A 24,127-nucleotide genomic window follows, 5' to 3' on the forward strand; every position below is an offset into this window, starting at 1 on the left:
CCGAGGGCGTGGCAGGATCCTCACCAGGTGATTCGGGGCCTCGAGGGTTTCAACTGGAACCGCCCGACCCGGGCGCGAGGGGAATGACAGCCGATGGTGATCGCGGCTAATAACAGCGAGCAGTAGGAGACTGGACGGCGTGGAGCAGGGGCGAAAACGCGGTGAGCTGCGGATATACCTCGGAGCGGCGCCAGGGGTCGGCAAGACCTACGCGATGCTCGGCGAGGCGCACCGCAGGGCCGGGCGAGGCACCGACGTGGTCGTCGGGTTCGTGGAGGACCACGGTCGCGCCAAGACCGCGGCCCTGCTCGACGGGCTGGAGGTGCTGCCGAGGGCCGAGGTGTCCCACCGCGGCGTCGCGCTGACCGAGCTCGACGTGGACGGGCTGCTCGCGCGCGAACCCGGGGTCGCCGTCGTCGACGAGCTCGCGCACACCAACGCGCCCGGCAGCCGCAACGAGAAGCGCTGGCAGGACGTGGAGGAACTCCTCGACGCCGGCATCACCGTGCTCTCCACGGTCAACGTCCAGCACCTGGACAGCCTCAACGACGTGGTGGAGACCATCACCGGCGTCCGGCAGCGGGAAACCGTCCCCGACGAGGTCGTCCGCCGCGCAGGGCAGATCGAGCTGGTCGACATCACCCCGCAGGCGCTGCGCCGCCGCATGGCCCACGGCAACGTCTACCCCGCCGAGCGGGTCGACGCCGCGCTGGGCAACTACTTCCGCACCGGCAACCTCACGGCGCTGCGCGAACTGGCCCTGCTGTGGCTGGCCGACCAGGTCGACGTGGCGCTGCGCCGGTACCGGGCGGAGGAGCAGATCACCGCCACCTGGGAGACCCGGGAACGCGTGGTCGTGGCGGTGACCGGTGGTCCCGAGAGCGAGACCCTGATCCGCCGGGCGCGCCGGATCGCCGCCCGAGCCGGAGCGGAACTGCAGGTCGTGCACGTCCTGCGCGGAGACGGGCTGGCCGGGACGTCCCCTCGCGCGCTGGCCAAGGCGCGCAAGGTCGCCGAGGCGGTCGGCGCCAGCTTCCACACCGTCGTGGGCGACGACGTCCCGGAAGCGCTGCTGGAGTTCGCCCGCGCCGCCGACGCCACCCAGCTGGTGCTGGGAACTTCTCGCCGATCGCGCTGGGCGCGGGTGTTCGACGAGGGGATCGGTTCCACCACGGTGCAGAAGTCCGGCCCGATCGACGTGCACATGGTCACCCACGACGAGGCCGGCACCAGGCGGCTGATGAAGAACCTCGCCCGCAACCCGCTGTCGTCGACCCGCCAGGCGTGGGGCTGGGTGCTCGCGATCGTGCTGCCGGTGCTGATCACGGTGCTGGCCACGACGTGGGCGGACGTGTCGCTGTCCACCGACGTCGTCGGCTACTTCCTGGCGACGATCGTGGTCGCGCTGGTGGGCGGGATGGCCCCGGCGATCGTGGCCGCGTTGCTGGCGGGCGGGCTGCTGAACTTCTTCCTCACCGAACCCCGCTACACGCTGCTGGTCGCCGATCCGGAGAACGTGGTCACGCTGGTGGCGATGATGCTGGTCGGGGTGCTGGTGGCGTTCACCGTCGACCGCGCCGCCCGGCTCGCCGAGCAGGCGGCGCGCGCCGGCACGGAAGCGGCCTTGCTCGCGTCCTACGCCCGCACGGTGCTGACCCATCCCGACCCGCTGGCGCGGTTGCTGGAGAAGGTCGCGGAGAACTTCGCCCTCACCTCGGTGGCGTTGCTGGAACGCACCGACGACGGCTGGCGGGTCGCGGCCAGCACCGGCAGCGACCCGTGCCGGCGCCCCGACGAGTCCGATGTGGACATCGAGGTGACCAAGGACGCCCACCTGTCACTGCGCCGCGCGGGCGAACGGCCCCTGCCCGCCGCCGACCGCGTGGTCCTGGAAGGCGCCGCCGGGCAGGCGCTGCTGGCGCTGCGGCAGCAGCGGATGGCCGACGACGCCCGGGAAGCCCAGCGCCGAGCCGACGCGACCCACCTGCGCACCGCCCTGCTGTCGGCCGTCGGCCACGACCTGCGGACGCCGCTGGCCTCCATCAAGGCGTCGGTGAGCAGCCTGCGCGCCCCCGACCTGCAGCTGTCGTCCGACGACACCGCCGAACTCCTTGCTGGAGTGGAGGAATCCGCCGACCGGCTCACCGAGCTGGTCGACAACCTGCTGGACTCCTCGCGCCTGGCGACCGGGGCCGTCGCACCCCGGCTGCACCCCGTCGGCTGCGACGAGGTCGTCGCCCGCGCGCTGTCCGGTCTGGACGGCAGGCGCCACGTCGACGTCGACATCTCCGAACGGCTGCCGCGCGTCGTGGCCGACCCCGGCCTGCTGGAGCGCGTGGTGGCCAACGTCGTGCAGAACGCGCTGAAGTACGGCCGATCCGATGAGGGCCGCGTCCGGGTCGGCGCCAGCGCCCACGCCGCCCGGGTCGAACTGCGCGTCGTCGACCACGGGCCGGGCCTTCCCGCCGGTGCCGACGAGAGCGCGTTCGCGCCCTTCGAGCGCCTCGGCGAGCACGGTGAGCGGGGTGATGCCGGCACCGCGGGCGTCGGGCTCGGCCTCAGCGTCGCGCAAGGATTCGTGGACGCGATGAGGGGAACCATCCGCGCGGAGGACACTCCAGGGGGCGGGCTGACGATCGTGATCTCGCTGCCCGCGGCGGATCGGAAGGGGGAGTAGATGACGAAGGTGCTGGTCGTCGACGACGAACCGCAGCTGCTGCGCGCGCTGCGCATCAACCTGTCCGCCCGCGGTCACGAAGTGCTCACAGCGGTCGACGGGAAGTCGGCCCTGCGCGCGGCGGGCGACGGCAAACCCGACGTGGTCGTGCTGGACCTGGGGCTGCCGGACATGGACGGCAGCGAGGTGATCGCCGGGCTGCGCGGCTGGACGACGGTTCCCATCATCGTGCTCTCGGCGCGCACCGACTCCTCCGACAAGGTGCACGCCCTCGACGCCGGTGCCGACGACTACGTCACCAAGCCCTTCGGCATGGACGAGCTCCTGGCGCGCCTGCGGGCCGCGGTCCGCCGCGCCAGCACCACCGGCGACGCCGACCAGCCGGTGGTCGAGACGGCGACCTTCACCGTCGACCTCTCGGCGAAGAAGGTCCTCCGCGACGGCATCGAGATCCACCTCACGCCGACCGAGTGGGGGATGCTCGAACTGCTGGCGCGCAACCGGGGCCGCCTCGTCGGGCAGAAGCAGCTGCTGCACGAGGTCTGGGGTCCCCAGTACGCCAACGAGACCCACTACCTGCGGGTCTACCTCGCCCAGCTCCGCCGCAAGCTCGAACTCGACCCGAGCCGCCCCCGGCACCTGCTGACCGAACCGGGAATGGGGTACCGGCTGGAGCCCTGATGCGTCCCATGCGGGTTCGCGAATAGGGGCGGGAAGTTCGCGCAACTTGGTGCTGGGCGCGTTGCGGCGCTGCTAATGTCGGTTCCGACCCGGTGATCAGATGCCGCCGCGACCTGGGGGTTTCCGCGATGACGACACCACCGCCGCCTCCCGCGCCGGACTCGGGAGCACCCGCGCAGACCATCACGGTCAACAAGGACAACGTCCTCGATGTCCGCAAGACCATCCTCGCCGCGGCCGAGGACGCGAGCGAGCGGCTGAACGATCTCGCCCCGAGCCTGGCGGTCAGCCCGCCTGCCAGCGATGAGATCTCCCAGCGCGCCGCAGCGGTCTGGACGGCGAACCTGCTGGGGAACCCCGACTCGCACTTCCAGCGCCTGCAGCAGTACGTGGACAACGTGATCGCGCTCGGTGAGCAGCTGGGCGAGGCGGCCAAGCAGTACGGGTACACCGACGAAGAGATCAGCGCTTCGTTCCAGTCGAAGCGGAGCATGAGGTGAGGGGAACCCCGGTGCGTTTCGGTGGCCGGTTGGCAGCGGTGACCTCCGCTGCGGCTGTGATCGCGTTGGCCGGTTGCACGGTGAACGGTCCCGACCCGGCGCCACCCGCGCCCGAGCTCGAATCGCTGAACCTCCCGCAGCGGCCGAAGGACATCGCGGTCGCGGGCAAGCAGGATGCCGACGTGTGCACCTGGATGAGTGCTGAGCAGTTGACATCGTTGCAGGTCGGTGCGGGCGAGCCGTTGCCCAAGGACGGCAGCAACTACAACGGGTGCGGTTACCTCGGCGACACCGGTGCGGCGCGGTTCGCTATCGGCGTGCGGATCATCCCCGAGGCCATCGACATGTTCCTGCAGAAGATCAATTCCAGTCCCGGGACGCGGCAGACGTACGAGCTCAACGGTTTTGGCGCTGTGCAGAGCCAGATCAACGGTGGCGAAAGCCTCGGTTGCGATGCGTTCGTCGACGTGGCGGAAGGCCAGACGGTCTGGGTCAACATGCAGCTGCAGACCCCGAACGCCATGAACGCCGACCAGATGTGCGAGAAGGCCCAGACAGCGGCGCATTCCGCCGTCAGCACGTTGCAGGCTCGGAGCTAGGGGGCTGGCGTGACCTACATCGACCCGATCCGCGACATCCGCTTCAAGGGGATGGACATCCCCGAGCTGCAGGAGTGGATCGCCCAGATCAAGCAGGGCCAGGGCACCCAGGCGATGCAGGGAGCCGTGCGCGCGCTGGACAAGTGCGTGCAGGTCGTCGTCGACCTCGACGACACGCTGCGCCGCGAGCTCGCCAAGCTGCAGGTCGAGTGGGAGGGCAGCGCGGGCAGCCTCGCCGCCGAGGCGACCCGGCAGCAGGCCGTGGCCTTCGGTGACGCGCCGGATCCGCTCGCCGTGTCCGCGAGCAGCGTGGACGCGCAGGCCGGTGGGTACGAGTCGGCGCGGCACAGACTGCCGAACGCCGACGAGCTGCGGCACGAGCAGTCGGAGAACGTCTTCGAGTGGGCCGGCGGCGGTTTCGGCTACGAGAGCGACTACGACCAGGAAGCCAAGCAGATCGAGGCGCAGAAGCAGGCCGCGCAGGCGGCGCTGTCGAACTACCGCGACACCTCGGTCGAGCAGGCCCAGGCCTACCAGCCGCTGCCGACGATGCCGGCCGCAGCGGTGGCGCCCGCCGCGTCGTCGGGTTCGGTGCCGCCGGCCGGGATCGGGTCGTTCGGGTCCGCCCCGGGCGGTTCGTCGGGTGATGTCCCCGGCGCCGTCGTCGGGGGCAGCGTCGGTGGCGGTCAGGTCGGCGGGGATCGGCCCGGTGCGCCGAAACCTCCTGCGGGGCAACCGCCTGCCGGTCAGCGGCCGGGCGATCGTCCCGGCGAGCAGCGGCCGCCCGAGCAGGGCGAGGACGAGCACGCCGCCGAGTTCGGCACCGAACCGGACCCGCAGGCCGGGACGAGCACCGGCGACGGGATCAGCACCGGCACCGTTCTCGGCATCGCCGCTGGTGGTGCGGCCGTGGCTGGGATCGGCGCGTACACGGCGAGCAGGTTCGTCGGCGGCCGGACCCCGGCGACCGCGGCTGGCCCCAAGGTCGTCCCGGGCGCGGGTGAGCCGAAAGCGCCCGCGACACCGCGCGGCGGGACCATCGGCGGCGGCCCGGGCGACACCGTCGCCGGCAAGGCCGCGGGCAGCACTCCCGGCAGCCGGCCGGCCCCGGGATCGGTGATGTCCCCGGCGGCCACGCGCGGCGAGAAGCCCGGCGAGGACTCCGAGCACGACAACAAGTACGGCGCCGAGGAAACCCCGTTCGACGACGACCGGCTGGTCGCGCCCGCCGTGCTGGGGCACGTCGAGCCGAAGGCCGAACCGGCCGACGAGGCCGGGGACGACGCCGATGACGACGAGCCGGAGAAGCAGGACTGACGTTGCGCCCCGGAGCCGAAGCAGAGCCGATCTACCTGTCCGCCCTGGAATTCGACGTGGTCTGCGAAGCGGCAGGGCTTGACGAACGACGGCACATCGTCCTCGACGTGCCCAGCCCCGGAACCACCTGCACCGAGCGGGCGGAACTCGTCGCGCAGGCGTGGGAGTCGTTGCGGCACAAGCGGCTCGCCGAGACCAAGCGGGATCGCGTCGAGGTCGAGTTCGCCGACCTGCTCGGCCTGCTGGACCGGCCGCAGCGCAGCATCGACGTCCGCATCTGGGCCGACCGCTCGATCCGCGCGCTGGCCTGCGCGAACGGGGGTGAGGGGCTGCTGACCGTCGTGGACGGCGACGTGGTCGAGATGTCCCCGATCCGGGGCGGTTCGCTGGCCGAGGCTGCGGTGTCGGTCGCCGGCGACGTGCCGCCCGGTCCGGGCCGCGCGGTCAGCCTGCCCAACGAGGTGCTGCGCAAGGCCTCCGAGATCGCAGGCACCGGCAACCCGCTGGCGTTCACCGACGAGCTGCGGATCCTGGGCATCGGTCACGACGACGCCGCCGATGTCGCGAACATGGCCCACAACATGGGGATTCGCGGCCAGTTCGGCGCGGAGGGCAACCCGGGGCGCGGCAAGCCCGACCGCGCCGGCCGCGTCGTGGCCTTCCACGACACCGACAGCGGTCGCTACCTGCACGTCGTCCGCCGCAGCGGTGATGGGCGGGCCTGGAGCACCATCGCCCCGGCCGACAGCGGTCGCCTCGCCGAGTACGCCCGAGAACTCCTCGCCGAGGTCTGGGACGACGCCTCGGCCCGCGATTTCAGTGGAAATCGGGGTTCCGGTTTCCACTGAAATCGCGTCACCTCCGGCCGCGAGCGCGGTGTCGGCGGCCGCGGAAACTAGGGTGGGTCCGTGTACTCGGAGTTGATCTCGCGGGCGGAGCGGCTCGTGGCGGACGGGCAGCGGCGGGTCCTGGGGATCGCCGGGGCGCCCGGGGCGGGCAAGGGGACCGTGGCCGAGCGGGTGCTGCGCGAGGTCGGCGACTCCGCCGTGCTGGTGCCGATGGACGGGTTCCACCTGGCCAACGCGCAGTTGCGGCGGTTGGGCCGCGCCGACCGCAAGGGCGCGCCGGACACCTTCGACGCCGCCGGGTACGTCGCCCTGCTGCGGCGGATCCGCGAGGGCTCCGAGACGGTGTTCGCGCCGAGCTTCCACCGCGAGATCGAGGAGTCCTTCGCCGCCGAGATCGCCGTGGAACCCGACGTCCCCCTGGTCATCACCGAGGGCAACTACCTGCTGCTCGACACCCCGCCCTGGTCGGCGGTGCGCGGCCTGCTCGACGAGTGCTGGTTCCTCGCCCCCGACGACGAGGCCCGGGTGCAGCGGCTCATCGACCGGCACGTCCGCTACGGGCGGACGCCCGAGGAAGCCGCGGAATGGGTCCACCGCAGCGACGAGCGCAACGCCGAGATCGTCGCCGCGACGCGCGCCCGCGCGGACCTCGTGGTCAACGGCGACCCGAGCTGAATCAGCGCTCGCGGAGCTCCGCGCGGACGTCGTCGGGGATGCGGCCGGTGTGGTCGATCGGCGTCCAGGCCTCGCTGCGGATCCACTGCGAGCCGCAACCGCGGCAGGCCAGCAGCGGAAGTCCGTTGAGCTCCTTGGGAGTCCGGTGCCACGAGCACAGCGACCGGCACGCGTGCACTGCCAGCAACATCAGTCGGAGGTCTGGGTCGAGCTGGTGCCGTGCGAGGGCGTCGGCTGGGTCGGGCTCGGCTCGGTCGTGGTGGTCGGCGTCGGCGGCCGCGTCGGCGAGGGCCGGGTCGGCGTCGGACGCGGCGTCGTCGTGGTGGTGGGCGGAGGCGGCGGTGGTGCCTCGGTCGTCGAGGTCGAAGTGCGCCTGGCCGACGTCTTCTCGCTGCTGCTGGTGGAGGTTTCCGAGCTGGTGGTGCCGGTGATCGGCGGGCCCGGCGGCATCGGCGGCGCCGTCGTGTACGACGTGGCGCTGGTGCGCGAGGTGGTGGGGCGCAGCGTGATGTCCGGTCCGGCGGATTCCTGCCGGTGGGAGCCGGCGACGATCGCGGCGGTGGTGGCGAAGACCGTGGCAACGGCGATGCCGGACGCGGCGAGCATCACCAGGCGCTTCGGTCGGGCGTCCGGGTCTTCCTCGTCTAACGGGTCCATCGGTGCCCCAACTCGTGTCGGTTTGTCCCAGTCCCCCGTCGGCCCCGGCTCGTGCCGGGATCTGGCGGATCATACCGGGGGCCGGATTCGACCCGATCAACCGCCGGTGATGTGACCTCGGTGCGTGCGCGGCATCATCGGGGCCGTGACGGATTCGGATCGGGCACGACTGATCGCGCGCGTGCACGGACAGGTGCAGGGCGTGGGTTTTCGCTGGTGGACGCGCTCTCGCGCGCTGGAGCTGGGGCTGGTCGGCAGCGCCACCAACCTCCCGGCGAGTCGCGTCGAGGTCGTCGCCGAGGGACCGCGCGAGGACTGCGAGAAGCTGCTGGAAGCGCTGCGCTCCGGAGCGACGCCCGGACGGGTGGACCACGTCGCCGAGCTGTGGATGGAACCCAAGGGCGGCTTCACGGGCTTCGTCGAGCGCTGAACCAGCGGTTCTGCGTCGAGTCGGCCTCGATCGACGGTAGAGTCTCCCGGACGTGGTCGCGTAACCGACGGGAAGGTCGACGGCAGCCGTGCATCTCAAGAGCCTGACGCTGAAGGGGTTCAAGTCCTTCGCTTCGGCCACCACGCTGCGCTTCGAACCCGGCATCACCTGCGTGGTCGGCCCGAACGGCTCCGGCAAGTCCAACGTGCTCGACGCGCTGCGCTGGGTGATGGGCGAGCAGGGCGCCAAGGACCTGCGCGGCGGCAAGATGGAGGACGTGATCTTCGCGGGCACCGCGGGCCGCGCGCCGCTGGGCCGCGCCGAGGTGACGCTGACCATCGACAACGCCGACGGAGCGCTGCCGATCGAGTACACCGAGGTCTCCATCACCCGCCGGATGTTCCGCGACGGCGCCAGCGAGTACGAGATCAACGGCAACAGCTGCCGGCTGATGGACGTGCAGGAACTGCTGTCGGACTCCGGCATCGGCCGCGAGATGCACGTCATCGTCGGTCAGGGCCAGCTGGCGTCGATCCTGCAGGCCAAGCCCGACGAGAACCGCCGCCTCATCGAAGAGGCCGCGGGTGTGCTCAAGCACCGCAAGCGCAAGGAGAAGGCGCTCCGCAAGCTCGACGCGATGCAGGCCAACCTGACGCGTCTGACCGACCTCACCAGCGAGCTGCGGCGGCAGCTCAAACCGCTGGGCAAGCAGGCCGAGATCGCCCGCAAGGCGCAGACCGTGCAGGCTGACCTGCGCGACGCCCGGCTGCGGTTGATCGCCGACGACCTGGTCACCGCCCGCGCGGAGCTGGCCCGCGACGAGGCCGACCAGGAGACCGCGCGCGCCAAGCGCACCGAGGTCGAGCGGGCCCTGCAGTTCGCCCAGTCGGAGGAGAAGACCCTCGAAGAGGCCGTCGCCGCCGACGCGCCGCGCCTGAACAAGGCGCAGGAGACCTGGTACCGGCTGTCGGCGCTGGAAGAGCGCCTGCGCGGCACGCTGCGGCTGGCCGCCGAGCGGCACCGGCACCTCACCGAGCAGGCCGAGGAGCACCGCCCCGGCCGCGACCCCGACCAGCTCGACGCCGAGGCCGAGGAGGCCGCCGAGCAGGAGATCGAGCTCCGCGAGCAGGTCGAGGAGGCGCGCGAAGCGCTGCAGGACGTGGTGCAGCGCCGCTCCGACCTGGAATCGCAGCTCAAACAGGCCGAGCAGGCCCACATGGCGGCGGTGCGGGCCATCGCCGACCGGCGCGAGGGGGCCGCCCGGCTGTCCGGGCAGGTCGAGTCGCTGCGCGGGAAGGTCAGCGACAGCGCCGACGAGATCGAGCGCCTCTCCGAATCCCTGGAGGAGGCCACCGCTCGCGCGGAGGAGGCGAACAGCGCGCTGGCCGACGCCGAGGAGGAGAGCGGCGGCTACGACTCCGACGACGCCGGACTGCAGGAACGCCGCGAGAACGCGGCGCAGGCCCGCGACGCCGCCCGCGCCCGGGTGGAGGAGCTGGTCAAGCAGGAGCGCGCCGCCGAACGCGAGATCGCCTCCTGGAAGGCCCGCGTCGAGGCGCTGTCGATGGGCCTGCAGCGCAAGGACGGCGCCGGTGCCCTGCTGGCCGCCGGTGACCGGGTGCCCGGTCTGCTGGGTTCGGTCGCCGCGCTGCTGACCGTCGAAACCGGTGCCGAGGCCGCGCTCGCCGCAGCGCTGGGCGCGGTCGCCGATGCGGTCGTGGTCCGCGGCGTCACCGACGCGGTGACCGCGCTGGACCTGCTCAAGTCCGACGAGGCGGGGCGTTCCGGCGTGGTGATCGGATCGGACGCCGACGTCGACCGCTCGACCTGGCCGCAGCTGCCTGGATCCGCCCGCTGGGCCGTGGACCTGGTCAGCGCCCCCGATGAGATCGAGGGCGCGGTGCTCAGCGCGCTGGACCGGGTCGCCGTGGTCGAAACCCTCGACGCCGCGCGGGAACTCGTGCAGGCCGAACCGAGCGTGCGGGCGGTGACCTCGGCCGGCGACGTGCTCGGCGCGCACTGGGCCACCGGTGGTTCCGACGACAAGCAGAGCGTCATCGAGGTCCGCGCCGCCGTCGACGAGGCCGAGGCCGAACTCGCCGCCGCCGAGCGCCGCCTGGAGCAGCACTCCGCCGCGCTGGAAGGTGCGCGCGCCGAGGAGGAGTCGCGGCGAGCCGAGGCCCGCGCCGCGCAGGAGCAGATCAACGAGGCCAAGGTCGCCCGAGCCCGCAGCACCGAGCGGCTGTCGAGCTTGCAGCGCGCGGCCCGCAACGCGACCTCCGAGGTCGAGCGGATCTCCGAGCAGCGCGTCAAGGTCGAGCAGACCCGCGACCAGTCGCTGGCCAAGCTCGCCGAGCTCGAGGAGCGGCTCGACGCGGTCAAGAACGAGCAGGAGGAGGCCGCCGAACCCGACACCGACGAGCGGGATCGGCTCTCCACCGAGCTCACCGCCGTGCGCCAGCAGGAGATGGACGCCCGGCTGACCCAGCGCACCGCCGAGGAGCGCGCCCGCGCCGTGCAGGGCCGCGCCGACCAGCTGCGCCGCGCCGCCCGCCACGAGCGCGAGGCCCGCGCCCGCGCCGAAGCCGCCCGCGAGGCCAGGGAGCGCGCCGCTCGCGTCACCCGGGCCGTCGTCGACGGGGCCGAGACCGCGCTGGAGCGGATCACGGTGTCGCTGCAGGCGGCGACCGAGGAGCGGGACGTCGCGCAGGCCAAGCAGAGCGAGCACGAGCAGGCGCTCGGGGTGATCCGCGCGCGGGTCCGCGAGCTGTCCGGTGAGCTGGAGAAGCTGACCGACGCGGTGCACCGCGACGAGGTGGTGCGGGCCGAGCAGCGGCTGCGCATCGAACAGCTCGAGACCAAGATCATCGAGGACTTCGGGATCGGCCTGGACGACCTGGTCGACGAGTACGGCCCGACGGTTCCGGTGCCGCCGAGCCCCGCCGAGGTCGCCGAGTACGAGGCAGCCAAGGAGCGCGGCGACGAGGTCAGCGCCCCGCCACCGGTGCCCTACGACCGCGCCACCCAGGAGCGCCGCGCCAAGCGCGCCGAGAAGGACCTGTCGCTGCTGGGCAAGGTGAACCCGCTGGCGCTGGAGGAGTTCGCCGCGCTGGAGGAGCGCTACAAGTTCCTGTCCACCCAGCTCGAAGACCTCAAGGACAGCCGCCGCGACCTGCTCAGCGTGGTCAAGGAGGTCGACGAGAAGATCCTGGAGGTCTTCAGCTCGGCGTTCCAGGACGTGGCCAAGGAGTTCGAGGTCGTCTTCAAGGTCCTGTTCCCCGGGGGCGAGGGCCGGCTGACGCTGACCGACCCCGAGGACATGCTGACCACCGGTGTCGAGGTCGAAGCACGCCCGCCGGGCAAGAAGGTCAAGCGGCTGTCGCTGCTGTCCGGTGGGGAGAAGTCGCTGACCGCGGTGGCGATGCTGGTGGCGATCTTCCGCGCCCGCCCGTCGCCGTTCTACGTGATGGACGAGGTCGAGGCCGCGCTGGACGACACGAACCTGCGCCGCCTGATCACGCTGCTGGACCAGCTGCGCGAAACCTCGCAGCTGATCATCATCACGCACCAGAAGCCGACGATGGAGATCGCCGACGCGCTCTACGGCGTGACCATGCGCGGTGACGGCATCACCCAGGTCATCTCGCAGCGCCTCAAGGGCAAGGCCGACAAGAACGAGCCGGAACCCGAAGGCGCACCAGAGGAAGGCGACGTCGCCTCGGTTCTGGACTAGATCCCGCCCAGGGCGTAGCCGATGCCGAAGGCGACCAGGGTCGCCACCGTGACGATGCCGAGGATCACGGTCCAGCGAGGTGCGGATTCCCGCGCCGACGACCGCGACGGGACGTCGTGATCAGCGAGGATGCGTTGCGGCGCGGCTCGGTTCCACAGCTGCGGGCGGCGCAGGTCGGCTTGGCAGTCGCCGCAGTCGGCCAGGTGCGTGCGCATCATCAGCCAGTCGACGTCGTCGAGCTCGCCGGCGGCGTAGGCGTTGAGCCGGTTCTGGAACTCCCGGTGATCGGTGTCGTGCATGGTCCCCGCTCCTGCACGCCTGGTGCGGACGAACATCCCCATTGCTCCTTGATCGGCTCGTGGCCGCTGGTCCTGAAGAGGCTGTGCGCACGTGTTGCGGACGGGGGTTTGGGAGCGGGGGAACGCATGCGCGAAGATGTGCGTGATCCGGCTTCTCACCGGGCGAGGCGTCGGCGTCGTGCTCCCGCGAGCACCACCCCGCGTGCGGGGACCGAGGCAGGCACTAGGAGATCTTGATGACGAACCCGTACGGCCCGCCGCCAGGGCAGTCGCCGTATCCGCAGCAGGGCGCGCCGATGCCTCCCGGCTACGGCCCGCCGTCCGGCCCGATGCCGCAGCAGCCGATGCCCCCGGGCCATCCGCAGCAGGGTTACCCGCAGCAGCCTCCGGCGCAGTCGCCGCCGCAGGGCTACCCCCAGCAGGGCATGCCGCCCGGCTACCCGCAGTCCGGGCCCCAGCCGCAGATGCCTCCCCAGCAGCAGATGCCGCAGCAGTTCCCGCCGCCTCCGCCCGGCATGGGACGGCTGCTGATCGACTGCTCCTTCCACTGGCTCGGCTGGGCGTTCCTGCTGTTCAAGCCGCAGGTGACGATCAACGGCCAGCCCGGTCCGGTGCTGACCTGGGGCAAGAACCCGATCGACCTGCCGCCCGGCCAGCACCAGATCCAGGTGCACGTGAACTACCTGTGGAAGGTCGGCAACGCGACCGCGGTGATCCCGGTCGGCGCCGGTCAGCAGCTCGACGTCTACTACCGGGCGCCCGCCATCGCCTTCATCGACGGCGCGATCGGCCCCACCCCGCAGGAAACCCCGGGCATGGGGCTGACCATCGGCGTCAGCATCGCCGTGTTCGTCCTGGTCCTCCTCGCCGGGCTGCTCCCCCTGGTCCTCTGACGCACCCGAACGACGACGGCCCCCGGTGACCCAATCGATCACCGGGGGCCGTAGTCACGTCCAACCCCGATTACCGCCGTATTCCGGTACCTGATTACGGCGGTAATCGGGGTTGGAGCGCGGAGTACCGCCGTAATCCGGGGAGTGTTGCCCGGGTTGTGCGGGTCAAACGGTTTGGTGTTCGGGTTCTTCGGAATCACGGCTGTGGCGCAGCGACAGCAGGCCGCCGACCACGAGGGTGACGATCACGCCCAGCGGCGTGTACCAGGGGAAGGCCAGCGACGTCTCGCCGCCTTCGCCGTCGGGGAAGCTGACGCCGATGGCGAAGTACAGCACCACCGCGATGGTCGCGACGAAGGCGATGATCGCGTCGGCCTGCCGAGCCCGCTTGACCATGAGTCCCAGCAGGAACGCCCCCAGCAGGGCGCCGTAGGTGTAGCTGGCGATGCTCAACCCGACCTCGACCACCGGGTCCTCGGTGCTGGTGAACATCGACGCGAACACCACGAACACCACCGCCCAGACCAGCGTCCACACCTTGCCCATCTTCAGGACGGTGGCATCGCTGAGCTGCTTCTTCGACAGCCGCTGGTAGAGGTCGCTGACCGTCGAGGTCGACAGCGAGTTCAGCGAGGAGGCCAGCGTGCTCATCGCCGCGGCGAGGATGCCCGCGATGAACAGCCCCGAGACGCCCGGCGGCAGGTCGTTGACGATGAACTGCGGGAACAGCTCGTCGGAGCTGGCCATGCCCATCGCGTCGGGGGTCGCTCCCTTGTAGAACGACCACAGCATGGTGCCGATGAACAGGAACAGCGCGAACTGCAGGGCCACCACGACACCGCTGGCGATCAGCGCCCGCCGCCCGTCCTCGAGGTCCTTGCAGGCCAGAAGCCGCTGCACCATCAGCTGGTCGGCGCCGTGCGAGGCCATCGCGAACACCGCGCCACCGATCACGGCGGTGAAGAACGCGTACTGGTCGGTGATGATCGACGAGGAGAAGTCGAACAGCTGGAACTTGCCCTCGGACATGGCGGTGGAGAACCAGTCACCGGGCAGCTTGCCGAACAGGATGATCCCGGCCACGATCGCGCCACCGATGTAGACCACCATCTGGATCGCGTCGACCCACACCACGGCCCGGATGCCGCCGAAGTAGGTGTAGATGACGGTCAGGATCGACAGCAGGGCGATGATCTGCCAGTACGACAGGTGCACGTCGAACGCCGCCAGCATCACCTTGACCGGGATCGCGGTGGCGAACAGCCGCAGCCCGTCGGCCAGCAGGCGGGTGATCAGGAACGTCACCGACGCGGTGCCCTGCAGGCCGGTGCCGAAGCGCTCGCCGAGGAACGCGTAGGCGCTGACCAGGTTCCCGGCGAAGTAGCGGGGCAGCAGCACGAACGAGACCACGATGCGGCCGATCAGGTAGCCGATCGCCAGCTGCAGGTAGGTGAAGCTGCCGAGGTAGGCGACCGTGGGCACGCTGATCACGGTCAGCGTGGAGGTCTCGGTGGCCACCACCGAGAAGCACACCGCCCACCAGGGCAGCCGCCGTCCTCCGACGAAGTAGTCCTGCGAACTCTTCTGCTTGCCGCTGAGCAGCAATCCCAGGGCCGGCATCGTGATCAGGTACAACCCGATCACGACGAGGTCGAGCGATCGCATCTGGCCTCCTAGTTCGTCGCGGCTGATCGCATGATCAGCCGCCGGGGCTGGGTGGTGGCGGGTTCGGGCAGCCGCAGGCCGGTGGCGCCGGGGGTGATGCTGCCGAGGATCCGGGGACCGGCCGCTCCGGTGGTGCCGGGTGTGTTGCCGGGGAGCCCGTGCCAGGTGAGGAAGCCGAGCAGCGCGGTCAGCAGGGCTTCCTTGCTGTCGGCGGGCATCCCGAGATCGTCGCTGACCAGCACCGGGACGTCCAGATGTCGGCGAAGTGCCGCCAGCAGCACGGGGTTGCGCACCCCGCCGCCTGCGGCGACGACGCGTTCCGCGCCTTCGGCCCGGCAGGCGTCGGCGATGGTGCGCGCGGTCAGCTCGGTCAGGGTCGCCAGCAGGTCACCGTCGTCGACCTCGTCGCCGAGCTCGTCCAGCGCGCGGGCGAGGTGGGCGGAGTTGAAGTGCTCCTTGCCGGTCGACTTCGGCGCGGGCGACCGGTAGTAGGCGTCGGCCAGCAGGATGTTCAGCAGGTCCTCGCGCACCGAGCCGGAGGCGGCCAGCGCCCCGTCGGTGTCCTGGGGCGTCCCGGTCCGCTGCTGCGCGGCGAGGTCGATGAGGGCGTTGCCGGGTCCCGTGTCGTAGGCGAGGGGGTGCTCGCCGCCGACGACGGTGATGTTGGCGATCCCGCCGATGTTCAACGCCACCTGGGGTTTCGGACCGTCGTCCTCGAGCCAGAGGGAGTCGAGGACTCCGGCGAGGGGAGCGCCGTGGCCGGCGGCGGCGACGTCGCGGGTGCGGAGGTCGGAGATCACCGGGATCCCGGTGGCCTCGGCGATCCAGGCGGGTTGCCCGACCTGGAGGGTGCCGCGGGCGCGGCCGCCTTCGACCCAGTGGTAGATCGTCTGGCCGAGCGAGGCGACGAAGTCGGCTTCGCCACCGGCCAGGTCCACGCCGAGCCGGGCGGCGTCGGCGAAGGCCTGGCCAACGAGGGTGTCCAAGCGGCAGAGGCCTGCGGCGTCGAGGGGACCGGGCGGAAGCGCGGACCGGAGCTGTTCGCGCAGGTCGGCGGGGTAGTCGGAGGTGGCGCAGCCGAGCGGGCGGAGTTCGACCGTCTCGCCGTCGAGGCGGAGTTCGGCCGCTGCCACGTCGATGCCGTCCAGGGACGTCCCCGAGAGCAGCCCCACCACTCGCCACCAGCGCATACCTGTGGTGTATTGCACACGGGCATGAAAAAGCAAGCACTTCGCGGCCATTGTTGGTGAATTGCTCACACGACGGCCCGGCAGGTGCCTGGCCGGGGCTGTCGGAGCAGGTGGGAGGATGTGCGGGTGACCACCTCAAACCTGATCCTGATCGTCGTCGTTGTCGCGGTGGTGCTGGCCCTCGCCGTGGTCGCCGGTGTGGTGCTCAACCGCCGGCGCCGGATCAGCCTGCGCGAGAAGGACGAAGCCGAAAGCCGCACCGAGGTCAAGGGCGGCGGTTACCAGGCCGGTGGCGGCATCAGCTTCGCCAGCGGCGCCGCCACCGCCGAACCGGAGACGGCGGAACCCGCAGCGCCCGAGCACCCGGTCGAAGAGCGCACCGAGGTGGAGGGGCAGCCGGGCGTCGGCGACGACGCGGCGGTCCCGCGCGACACCGAGCGGCGCGGCATCGTCGACGTCGAGCTCCCCGACGACACCGCACCGGCCGAGCCCGTCGCCGAGCCGGAGGTCCCCGAGCAGCCCGCCGCCCCGCCGGAACCGGAAGCGCCGGAGCCGGAGGCGCCCGCGGTCGAGCGCGAGGAGATCGAGCCCACCTCCGGTCGGCTCGAGCGGCTGCGCGGACGGCTCTCCCGCTCCCGCACCACCTTCGGGCAGAGCCTGCTCGGCCTGCTCGGCGCGGGCGACCTCGACGAGGACTCCTGGGAGGAGATCGAGGACACCCTGCTGATGGCCGACCTGGGCGCGGCCACCACCACCGAGATCACCGAGCGGCTGCGCTCCGAGATCGCCTCGCGCGCCGTCCGCAGCCCGGAGGAGGCCCGCACCGTCCTGCGCGAGGTGCTCATCGACGCGCTGGGCAAGGACATGGAGCGCTCGGTGCGCGCCCTGCCGCACGGCGACCCCGCCGACGGCGGCAAGCCCGCCGTGCTGCTGGTCGTGGGCGTCAACGGCACCGGCAAGACCACCACCACCGGCAAGCTCGCCCGGGTGCTCGTCGCCGACGGCCGCAACGTCCTGCTGGGCGCCGCCGACACCTTCCGCGCCGCCGCCGTCGAGCAGCTGGCGACCTGGGGCGAGCGCGTCGGCGCCGAGGTGGTGCGCGGCAACGAGGGCGCCGACCCGGCCAGCGTCGCCTTCGAGGCGGTCAGCCGGGGCAGTGACAGCGCCGTGGACGCGGTGCTGGTCGACACCGCGGGCCGCCTGCACACCAAGACCGGCCTGATGGACGAGCTCGGCAAGGTCAAGCGCGTCGTGGAGAAGAAGGCGCAGGTCGACGAGGTCCTGCTGGTGCTCGACGCCACCACCGGCCAGAACGGGCTCATGCAGGCCCGGGTGTTCTCCGAGGTCGTCGACGTCACCGGCATCGTGCTGACCAAGCTCGACGGCACCGCCAAGGGCGGCATCGTCTTCCAGGTGCAGCGCGAGCTCGGCGTCCCGGTCAAGCTCGTCGGCCTCGGTGAGGGCCCCGATGACCTGGCGCCGTTCGAGCCGGGCGCCTTCGTCGACGCCCTGCTGAACTGACCCGCCCCCGAGCCCGAACCCGCGCGGGAAGCCCCCGGCCGAGAGCCCTCGCCGGGGGCTTCCGCATGCCCGGGCCGCTCACGCGACCGGGTCACCTCGCCCGGGCTCGCCGATTCGAATTTCGCGCGAAATTCGAATCGCACGCGCGGCGGTCGAATTTCGCGCGAAATTCGAATCGGGAAGCGGGGGTGTGGGCGCGCTGCGGCCGGTGGAGGGGGTTTGGGGGTTCGGGGTATTTCCGGGTGGGGTGTGCAGAGGTTCACTGCGCGAGAGTTTGTGGTACGGGCGTTCCATGTAGTTGAGTTGAGCTCGCGACTCCGCCGTGCGGACCTCGTCGCAGTCCATCTGCTCTTTCGGGAAGGAACGTTGCGTGGGCACCGGAGTCCAGGGGGGAACGCCGCGGACCCAGCGGGTCACCGCCATCGTGACCGTGATCGTGGTCGTGCTGGTGGCCCTGGCGCTGCGGCCGCCGTTCACCGCGGTGGCGCCGCTGCTGGCCCGCATCCAGCGGGACCTGGGGGTCTCCGGCACGTTCAGCGGCGTGCTGACCACCCTGCCGGTGGTGTGCCTGGGCGCGTTCGCGTTCATCGCGCCGAAGCTGCGGCAGCGCTTCGGTGACGAGCGGGTGCTGCTGGGCTGCCTGGTGGTGCTGCTGATCGGCAACTCGCTGCGCGCCTTCGGCGACATCCCGACGCTGCTGGCGGGCACGGTCGTGGTCGGCGCGGGCATCGCGGTCGCCAACGTCGCGGTTCCCGGGCTGATCAAGCGCGACTTCCCGCACACCGTTCCGGTGGTCACCGCCGTCTACACGATGTGCCTGACGCTGGGCGGTGCGATCGCCGCCGCCGCCGTGGTGCCGCTCGGGCACGCGTTGGGCTCGGAGTGGCGGGCGCCGCTGGGGCTGCTGGCCGTGCCGGTGCTGGTCGCCCTGGTGATCAGCCTGGTGGCGGTGCGCGGCAGCGCGGTCGCCGCGCCGCAGCCGGTGAGCCCGGGGATCCTCTGGCGCAGCCCGCTGGCCTGGCAGGTCACCTTCTTCATGGGGCTGCAGTCCTCGCTGGCCTACGTGGTGTTCGGCTGGCTGCCCACGATGCTGCAGAGCCGCGGGATGAGCCCGGAGCTGGCCGGTCTGGCGCTGGGCGTGCAGGCGGCGATCCAGGCCGCCGGGTCGATGTCGATCCCGGTGCTGTGCAGGCGACTGCGCGACCAGCGGCCGATCATCATCGTCTTGTCGCTGATGCTCATGTCCGGCTTCGCGGGGATCCTGCTGGGCCCGACCGTCCTGCTGTGGCCGGCGGTGACCGTGCTGGGTCTGGCGCAGGGCGCCGCGTTCGGTCTGGCGCTGACCCTGCTGGGGCTGCGCTCGCCGGACAGCGACACCACGACCGCCTTGTCCGGTATGGCACAAGGTGGGGGATATCTCATCGCTGCGGTGGGGCCGTTGCTCATCGGCCTGCTGCACGACCTCACCGGCGCGTGGACGTTGCCGCTGGCGCTGATTCTGGCCTGCTCAGCGGGCTGGTTGGCGTGCGGGCTCTCCGTCGGCCGACCGGTTCAGGTCCCGTCGGTGATCGGCCGCGTAACGCGGAATTGACGTGGACACGTCCGCGTAACCGCGGACGGCGCTCATTTCATGCCTCCGTAACAGCAGAACGGTGCGCCTGAAACAGGCATTTCCCAAGATGCGGCCCAACTCGGTCCGCACGGGGAGGCAATGTGAATTCAGGCGACACCGCATGGGTGCTCGTGAGCGCCGCTCTGGTCCTGCTGATGACTCCAGGCCTGGCGTTCTTCTACGGCGGCATGGTCCGGTCCCGGGGCGTGCTGAACATGCTGATGATGAGCCTCGGCTCGATCGGCGTGGTCGGCGTGCTGTGGGTGCTGTTCGGCTACTCGATGGCCTTCTCCACCGACCTCGGTGGGCTCGGCCTGCTCGCGAACCCCTTCGAGAACTTCGGCCTGTCGGGACTGCTCGGTGAGGACTCCCTGTCCGGCACGATCCCGTCGCTGGCCTTCGTCGGTTTCCAGGCGATGTTCGCGATCCTGACGGTCGCGCTGATCTCCGGCGCCATCGCCGACCGCGCGCGGTTCGGCCCGTGGCTGCTGTTCGCCGCGCTGTGGGCGGTCGTGGTGTACTTCCCGGTCGCGCACTGGGTCTTCGACTTCGACGACACCGACGACGCGGGCAACGTGACCGCCGTCGGCGGCTGGATCGCCAACCGCCTGGCCGCGATCGACTTCGCCGGTGGCACCGCGGTCCACATCAACGCCGGTGCCGCCGCGCTGGCCCTGGTGCTGGTGCTGGGCAAGCGCAAGAACTGGCCCAAGGGCGTCGGCAAGCCGCACAACCTGCCGTTCGTGGTGCTCGGCGCCGGTCTGCTGTGGTTCGGCTGGTTCGGCTTCAACTCCGGTTCGGCCCTGGCCGCCGACAACACCGCGGCGTTCACCCTGGTCAACACGCTGGTCGCCACCAGCGCGGCGATGCTGGGATGGCTGCTGGTCGAGCGCATCCGCGACGGCCACGCCACCACCCTCGGCGCCGCGTCGGGCATCGTGGCCGGTCTGGTCGCGATCACCCCGGCCTGCTCCTCGGTGACGCCGCTGGGCGCCATCGCGGTCGGTGCGATCACCGGTGCGGTCTGCGCCCTGGCGGTGAGCCTGAAGTTCAAGTTCGGCTACGACGACTCGCTCGACGTCGTCGGCGTGCACCTGGTCGGCGGTCTGATGGGCACCCTGCTGGTGGGCCTGTTCGCCTCGGCGGAGGCCCCGGCGGGCGTTGCCGGTCTGTTCTACGGCGGCGGTGTGGATCAGTTGTGGCGTCAGGCTGTCGGAGCCTTCGCGGTGCTGATTTACTCCTTCGTGCTCAGCCTGGTCCTGGCCCTGATCGTGAAGGCGACCATCGGCTTCCGGTTGAGCGAGGAGGACGAGGCCGCGGGCATCGACGAGAACGAGCACGCGGAGACCGCGTACCACTTCGGTGACGACCGATCCGCCCGCCGCGCCTCGGCTTCGGCCGGCGACGTCGAAGACCGCAAGCTGGAGGGCAGCCGCGCATGAAGTTGGTGACCGCGATCGTTCAGCCGCAGAAGGTGGACGATCTCAAGGAGGAGCTCGGCAAGCTCGGCGTGCTGGGCATGACCGTGAGCGACGTGCAGGGCTACGGCCGGCAGAAGGGCCACACCGAGGTCTACCGGGGCACCGAGTACTCGGTGGACTTCATCGAGAAGTCCCGGGTCGAGGTCCTCGTCGACGAGACCGACGTCGACAAGGTGGTGGAGGGCATCGTCAGCGCCGCCCGCACCGGCAAGGTGGGTGACGGGAAGGTCTGGGTCACCGCCGTGGAGAGCGTCGTGCGGGTCCGCACCGGCGAGACCGGGGTGGCCGCGATCTGATCCGGAGCAGTCCTGGAGGGCGCCTCCCGACCGCGCGTCGGGAGGCGCCTTCGTCGTTGGTCGGCAGGTTCCCCAGGGGAGAGATGCGTACAACTACGCAGGCCCACTCGGGCATCTTCACGGTCTCGCATCGGCGCTGGTCCGGGCACACTTCTAGGTGCGACGCGGTGATCAGGGAGGACCCGGGGATCGCGCCCGTACTGGGGGTCGGGCGGGCTTCGCGGGGGCTCCGCGATCGCAGGGGGAGCGTGGGAGGCAGGGGGACATGCCTCCCACGCGTTGACCGGGTGCGGTACCCCGTAACGCACCGGGAGTTCACGGGCGGCCCGCTCGGGGGGAGCGGGCCGCCCTCTATTCGTTCGTGATCACGATCTCGTCCTTCCATGATCCTCGCGGGCGTAATCTGGAGCGGTCGTGGACATTTCGGACGCATCTCCGGTCGCAGCCGGCCCGACGCCTTCGGTGCGGGTGGGCCGTCGCACGCTGGTCGTGCTCGCCGGCGTCCCCGGTGCCGGCAAGAGCACGGTGCTGGCCAAGATGCGCGCGAGCTCCGACGTCGTCCGGCTCGACTCCGAGCAGGTGCGCGCTCGCCTGCGCGAGCTCCTGCCGGGCGTTCCGTACCGCTACTACCGGCCGCTGGTGCACCTGCTGCACCGCACCCGGATCGCCTGGGCGTGCCTGGTCGGGCCGGGCCCGGTGGTCGCGCACGAACCGGCGACCCGGGCGAGCACGCGGCTGATGCTGCTGGTCTTCGCCCGGCTGACCGGGCGGCGCACGGTGCTGCTGTGGCTGCACGCCGACGCCGGTTCGGCGCTGGACGGCCAGCGCGCCCGGGGCAGGCTGATCCGGTCCGGCTCCTTCCGCAGGCACGTGCAGCGCGCCGAGCGGATGCACCGCCGACTGCTCGCCGGGGAGACGCTGACCGGCTGGCGCCGGGTGCACCTGTTCACCCGCTCTCAGGTGGCCGGTGGCGTGCGGCTGGACGTCGAGACGTGACCTGCGTCCCGTTGGGCGGGGGCGGGCCGACATCAACTGATCGCGATGGCTACCCTGGTCATCCGGTGCTGCGGCCAGATGTCGTTGCGCCAGGCTGAGATTTTTCGAGCTGCGGGTCACTGGCAACAGGGTGTGCGTCGGGTGGAGCGCGCGGTTCGACAAGCGCAAGCGGAGTCCAAGCAGGTTCGCCGCACGCCACCGAGTGGACGCACAACCCCGTCAGCACGCGCGGGGTGGCGCCGGACCTTTTTCCGCGATCAGCCCCCGCCGACCCACCTAGGGAGACCCGCGTTCCGCATGCCTACTTTCGCTGAACTCGAACTCGACGAGCGCGTCCAGAAGACGCTGACCGAGATCGGGTACGAGGCCCCGTCGCCGATCCAGGAGCAGACGATCCCGCTGCTGCTGGAAGGCCGCGACGTGCTGGGCCTGGCGCAGACCGGTACCGGCAAGACCGCCGCGTTCGCGCTGCCCATTCTGTCCAACATGGACCTGACCAGCACCAAGCCGCAGGCCCTGGTGCTGGCCCCGACCCGCGAGCTGGCGATCCAGGTCTCCGAGGCCTTCCAGCGCTACGCCTCGCACCTGCCCGGCTTCCACGTGCTGCCCATCTACGGCGGCACCGGCTACGGCCCCCAGCTGGCGGGCCTGCGCCGCGGCGCGCACGTCGTCGTGGGCACCCCCGGACGGCTCATCGACCACCTCGAGAAGGGGTCGCTGGACCTGACCGGGCTGAAGAACCTGGTGCTCGACGAGGCCGACGAGATGCTGCGCATGGGCTTCATCGAGGACGTCGAGAAGATCCTGCAGTCGGTGCCCTCCCAGCGCCAGGTCGCGCTGTTCTCGGCGACCATGCCGCAGGGCATCCGCAAGATCACGCAGAACTACCTCAACGACCCGGCGGAGATCTCGGTCAAGACCAAGACCTCCACGGCCACCAACATCAACCAGCGGCACGTGCCGGTGCGCCCGTCCAACAAGCTGGACGCGCTGACCCGCATCCTCGAGGTCGAGACCTTCGACGCGATGATCGTGTTCGTGCGCACCAAGCAGCTCACCGAGGAGCTCGCGGAGAAGCTGCAGGCGCGCGGTTTCAGCGCCGCGGCCATCAACGGCGACATCGCCCAGGCCCAGCGCGAGCGCACCATCGGCCACCTGCGCGACGGCAAGGTCGACATCCTGGTGGCCACCGACGTGGCCGCCCGCGGTCTCGACGTCGAGCGCATCTCGCACGTGCTCAACTACGACATCCCGCACGACACCGAGTCCTACGTGCACCGCGTGGGCCGCACCGGTCGTGCCGGGCGCAGCGGTGAGGCGATCCTGTTCGTCTCCCCGCGCGAGCGCCACCTGCTGCGCGCCATCGAGCGGGCCACCCGCCAGCAGATCCAGCAGATGGAGCTGCCGACCATCGACGCGGTCAACGACCGCCGGCTGGCCAAGTTCGCGCAGAGCATCACCGACACGCTGGCCAAGGGCGGCCTGGAGGTCTTCCAGGAGCTCGTCGCGGAGTACGAGCGGACCCACGACGTGCCCGCCTCGGAGATCGCCGCCGCGCTGGCCGCCATGGCCCAGGGCGACCGCCCGCTGCTGCTGGAGCCCGAGCCGGAGCCGGTGCGCCGGGACGGCCCCGCGTTCCACAGCAACAACGCCGACACCGAGACCTACCGGGTCGAGGTCGGCCGCCGGAACCGGGTCACCCCGCGGGCGCTGGTCGGTGCGCTGGCCAACGAGGGCGGCGTACCCAGCAAGTACATCGGGCACATCGACATCCGCAACGAGCACACGCTCATCGAGCTGCCCGCGGACCTGCCCGAGGAGCTGCTGAGCAAGCTGCGCACCACCCAGGTCGCCGGTCGCGGTCTGAAGATCACCCGCGCCGACGGCGAGATCATCAGCCGTCGCCCGCGCCGCCCCGCCGGGAACCGGGACCGCGACAGCAAGCCGCGCCCGCACCGCAAGGGCCAGGGCGGCGGCCAGCGCTCCCCGCAGCAGCACCGCACGGGCCCCAAGCGGGACCTGCGCCACACCGGCGCGTGAGCGCCGAACCGGGCTCG

Annotated in this window: 21 protein-coding genes; 17 read left to right on the top strand and 4 right to left on the bottom strand. The window is 71.3% G+C overall.

What is annotated here, in order from left to right; genetic code table 11:
- Positions 1–139: 139 nt before the first annotated feature.
- The 7 genes from R4I43_RS05365 (at position 140) to R4I43_RS05395 (ending at position 7,297) form a co-directional block, all read left to right on the top strand.
- Positions 140–2,677: a sensor histidine kinase KdpD gene (locus R4I43_RS05365; RefSeq protein WP_324264390.1), complete on the top strand. Its 2,538-nt coding sequence runs from the start codon at positions 140–142 to the stop codon at positions 2,675–2,677.
- Positions 2,678–3,358: a response regulator gene (locus tag R4I43_RS05370; protein WP_324264391.1), complete on the top strand. Its 681-nt coding sequence runs from the start codon at positions 2,678–2,680 to the stop codon at positions 3,356–3,358.
- A 128-nt stretch (positions 3,359–3,486) separates the two neighbouring features.
- Positions 3,487–3,858 carry a hypothetical protein gene (locus tag R4I43_RS05375; RefSeq protein WP_324264392.1) on the top strand — a complete coding sequence of 124 codons (372 nt, stop codon included), beginning with the start codon at positions 3,487–3,489 and terminating at the stop codon, positions 3,856–3,858.
- A 38-nt stretch (positions 3,859–3,896) separates the two neighbouring features.
- On the top strand, positions 3,897–4,457 hold the full coding sequence (locus tag R4I43_RS05380; RefSeq protein WP_324264640.1) for a DUF3558 domain-containing protein: 561 nt from the start codon (positions 3,897–3,899) through the stop codon (positions 4,455–4,457).
- Positions 4,458–4,466: 9 nt separating this feature from the next.
- Positions 4,467–5,774 carry a hypothetical protein gene (locus R4I43_RS05385; RefSeq protein ID WP_324264393.1) on the top strand — a complete coding sequence of 436 codons (1,308 nt, stop codon included), beginning with the start codon at positions 4,467–4,469 and terminating at the stop codon, positions 5,772–5,774.
- Positions 5,775–5,776: 2 nt separating this feature from the next.
- Positions 5,777–6,622 (top strand): ESX secretion-associated protein EspG, encoded by an 846-nt coding sequence (locus R4I43_RS05390; protein ID WP_324264394.1) that lies wholly within the window; start codon positions 5,777–5,779, stop codon positions 6,620–6,622.
- A gap of 60 nt (positions 6,623–6,682) precedes the next feature.
- Complete coding sequence (locus R4I43_RS05395; RefSeq protein ID WP_324264395.1) at positions 6,683–7,297, top strand: nucleoside/nucleotide kinase family protein; 615 nt, start codon at positions 6,683–6,685, stop codon at positions 7,295–7,297.
- Position 7,298: 1 nt separating this feature from the next.
- On the opposite strand, the gene R4I43_RS05400 is transcribed toward R4I43_RS05395, so the two are convergent.
- Entirely contained in the window at positions 7,299–7,487 is a 189-nt protein-coding gene (locus R4I43_RS05400) for a hypothetical protein (protein ID WP_324264396.1), read from the bottom strand.
- A 24-nt stretch (positions 7,488–7,511) separates the two neighbouring features.
- On the opposite strand from R4I43_RS05400, the gene R4I43_RS05405 reads away from it, so the two are divergent.
- From R4I43_RS05405 to smc, 3 genes are all read left to right on the top strand, one after another.
- Positions 7,512–8,069, top strand: a complete 558-nt coding sequence (locus tag R4I43_RS05405; protein WP_324264397.1) for a hypothetical protein — start codon at positions 7,512–7,514, stop codon at positions 8,067–8,069.
- 30 nt (positions 8,070–8,099) lie between these two features.
- Complete coding sequence (locus R4I43_RS05410) at positions 8,100–8,384, top strand: acylphosphatase (protein WP_407691199.1); 285 nt, start codon at positions 8,100–8,102, stop codon at positions 8,382–8,384.
- A gap of 88 nt (positions 8,385–8,472) precedes the next feature.
- Positions 8,473–12,117 carry a chromosome segregation protein SMC gene (smc, locus tag R4I43_RS05415; protein WP_324264398.1) on the top strand — a complete coding sequence of 1,215 codons (3,645 nt, stop codon included), beginning with the start codon at positions 8,473–8,475 and terminating at the stop codon, positions 12,115–12,117.
- Here the strand turns inward: smc and R4I43_RS05420 are convergent.
- Positions 12,114–12,416, bottom strand: a complete 303-nt coding sequence (locus R4I43_RS05420; RefSeq protein ID WP_324264399.1) for a zf-HC2 domain-containing protein — start codon at positions 12,414–12,416, stop codon at positions 12,114–12,116. The two genes, smc and R4I43_RS05420, sit on opposite strands and share 4 nt — an antisense overlap.
- Positions 12,417–12,652: 236 nt before the next feature.
- Here R4I43_RS05420 and R4I43_RS05425 point away from each other — a divergent pair, with 236 nt between their 5' ends.
- Positions 12,653–13,309, top strand: coding sequence for a hypothetical protein (locus tag R4I43_RS05425; RefSeq protein WP_324264400.1), 657 nt, complete (start codon positions 12,653–12,655; stop codon positions 13,307–13,309).
- Between the two features lie 165 nt (positions 13,310–13,474).
- On the opposite strand, the gene R4I43_RS05430 is transcribed toward R4I43_RS05425, so the two are convergent.
- Together R4I43_RS05430 and R4I43_RS05435 are read right to left on the bottom strand one after the other, a co-directional pair.
- Positions 13,475–14,974 (bottom strand): sodium:solute symporter, encoded by a 1,500-nt coding sequence (locus tag R4I43_RS05430; RefSeq protein ID WP_324264401.1) that lies wholly within the window; start codon positions 14,972–14,974, stop codon positions 13,475–13,477.
- Between the two features lie 8 nt (positions 14,975–14,982).
- Positions 14,983–16,164, bottom strand: coding sequence for an anhydro-N-acetylmuramic acid kinase (locus R4I43_RS05435; RefSeq protein WP_324264402.1), 1,182 nt, complete (start codon positions 16,162–16,164; stop codon positions 14,983–14,985).
- Positions 16,165–16,290: 126 nt separating this feature from the next.
- Here R4I43_RS05435 and ftsY point away from each other — a divergent pair, with 126 nt between their 5' ends.
- The 6 genes from ftsY to R4I43_RS05465 all read left to right on the top strand — a co-directional run bounded on the left by ftsY (position 16,291) and on the right by R4I43_RS05465 (position 24,110).
- Positions 16,291–17,685, top strand: coding sequence for a signal recognition particle-docking protein FtsY (gene ftsY, locus R4I43_RS05440; protein WP_324264403.1), 1,395 nt, complete (start codon positions 16,291–16,293; stop codon positions 17,683–17,685).
- Positions 17,686–18,055: 370 nt separating this feature from the next.
- Positions 18,056–19,276 (top strand): CynX/NimT family MFS transporter, encoded by a 1,221-nt coding sequence (locus tag R4I43_RS05445; RefSeq protein ID WP_324264404.1) that lies wholly within the window; start codon positions 18,056–18,058, stop codon positions 19,274–19,276.
- A 122-nt stretch (positions 19,277–19,398) separates the two neighbouring features.
- The gene (locus R4I43_RS05450; RefSeq protein WP_324264405.1) at positions 19,399–20,739 is read left to right on the top strand and encodes an ammonium transporter; all 1,341 of its coding nucleotides are present in this window, start codon (positions 19,399–19,401) and stop codon (positions 20,737–20,739) included.
- Positions 20,736–21,074: a P-II family nitrogen regulator gene (locus R4I43_RS05455; RefSeq protein ID WP_324264406.1), complete on the top strand. Its 339-nt coding sequence runs from the start codon at positions 20,736–20,738 to the stop codon at positions 21,072–21,074. Before R4I43_RS05450 ends, R4I43_RS05455 begins: the two co-directional genes overlap by 4 nt.
- Before the next feature lie 414 nt (positions 21,075–21,488).
- Positions 21,489–22,070, top strand: a complete 582-nt coding sequence (locus R4I43_RS05460; RefSeq protein ID WP_324264407.1) for an AAA family ATPase — start codon at positions 21,489–21,491, stop codon at positions 22,068–22,070.
- Between the two features lie 297 nt (positions 22,071–22,367).
- Positions 22,368–24,110 (top strand): DEAD/DEAH box helicase, encoded by a 1,743-nt coding sequence (locus tag R4I43_RS05465; protein ID WP_324264408.1) that lies wholly within the window; start codon positions 22,368–22,370, stop codon positions 24,108–24,110.
- Positions 24,111–24,127 lie beyond the last annotated feature (17 nt).

It is taken from the genome of Saccharopolyspora mangrovi, from assembly GCF_035320975.1.
Classification (GTDB): domain Bacteria; phylum Actinomycetota; class Actinomycetes; order Mycobacteriales; family Pseudonocardiaceae; genus Saccharopolyspora; species Saccharopolyspora mangrovi.

What these genes read in the sequence shown, in the direction of transcription:
- R4I43_RS05370 (WP_324264391.1), top strand. Translation starts at nt 2,678, where the DNA reads ATGACGAAGGTGCTGGTCGTCGACGACGAACCGCAGCTGCTGCGCGCG.
- R4I43_RS05375 (WP_324264392.1), top strand. Translation starts at nt 3,487, where the DNA reads ATGACGACACCACCGCCGCCTCCCGCGCCGGACTCGGGAGCACCCGCG.
- R4I43_RS05400 (WP_324264396.1), bottom strand. Translation starts at nt 7,487, where the DNA reads ATGTTGCTGGCAGTGCACGCGTGCCGGTCGCTGTGCTCGTGGCACCGG.
- R4I43_RS05420 (WP_324264399.1), bottom strand. Translation starts at nt 12,416, where the DNA reads ATGCACGACACCGATCACCGGGAGTTCCAGAACCGGCTCAACGCCTAC.
- R4I43_RS05425 (WP_324264400.1), top strand. Translation starts at nt 12,653, where the DNA reads ATGACGAACCCGTACGGCCCGCCGCCAGGGCAGTCGCCGTATCCGCAG.
- R4I43_RS05430 (WP_324264401.1), bottom strand. Translation starts at nt 14,974, where the DNA reads ATGCGATCGCTCGACCTCGTCGTGATCGGGTTGTACCTGATCACGATG.
- R4I43_RS05435 (WP_324264402.1), bottom strand. Translation starts at nt 16,164, where the DNA reads ATGCGCTGGTGGCGAGTGGTGGGGCTGCTCTCGGGGACGTCCCTGGAC.
- R4I43_RS05455 (WP_324264406.1), top strand. Translation starts at nt 20,736, where the DNA reads ATGAAGTTGGTGACCGCGATCGTTCAGCCGCAGAAGGTGGACGATCTC.
- R4I43_RS05465 (WP_324264408.1), top strand. Translation starts at nt 22,368, where the DNA reads ATGCCTACTTTCGCTGAACTCGAACTCGACGAGCGCGTCCAGAAGACG.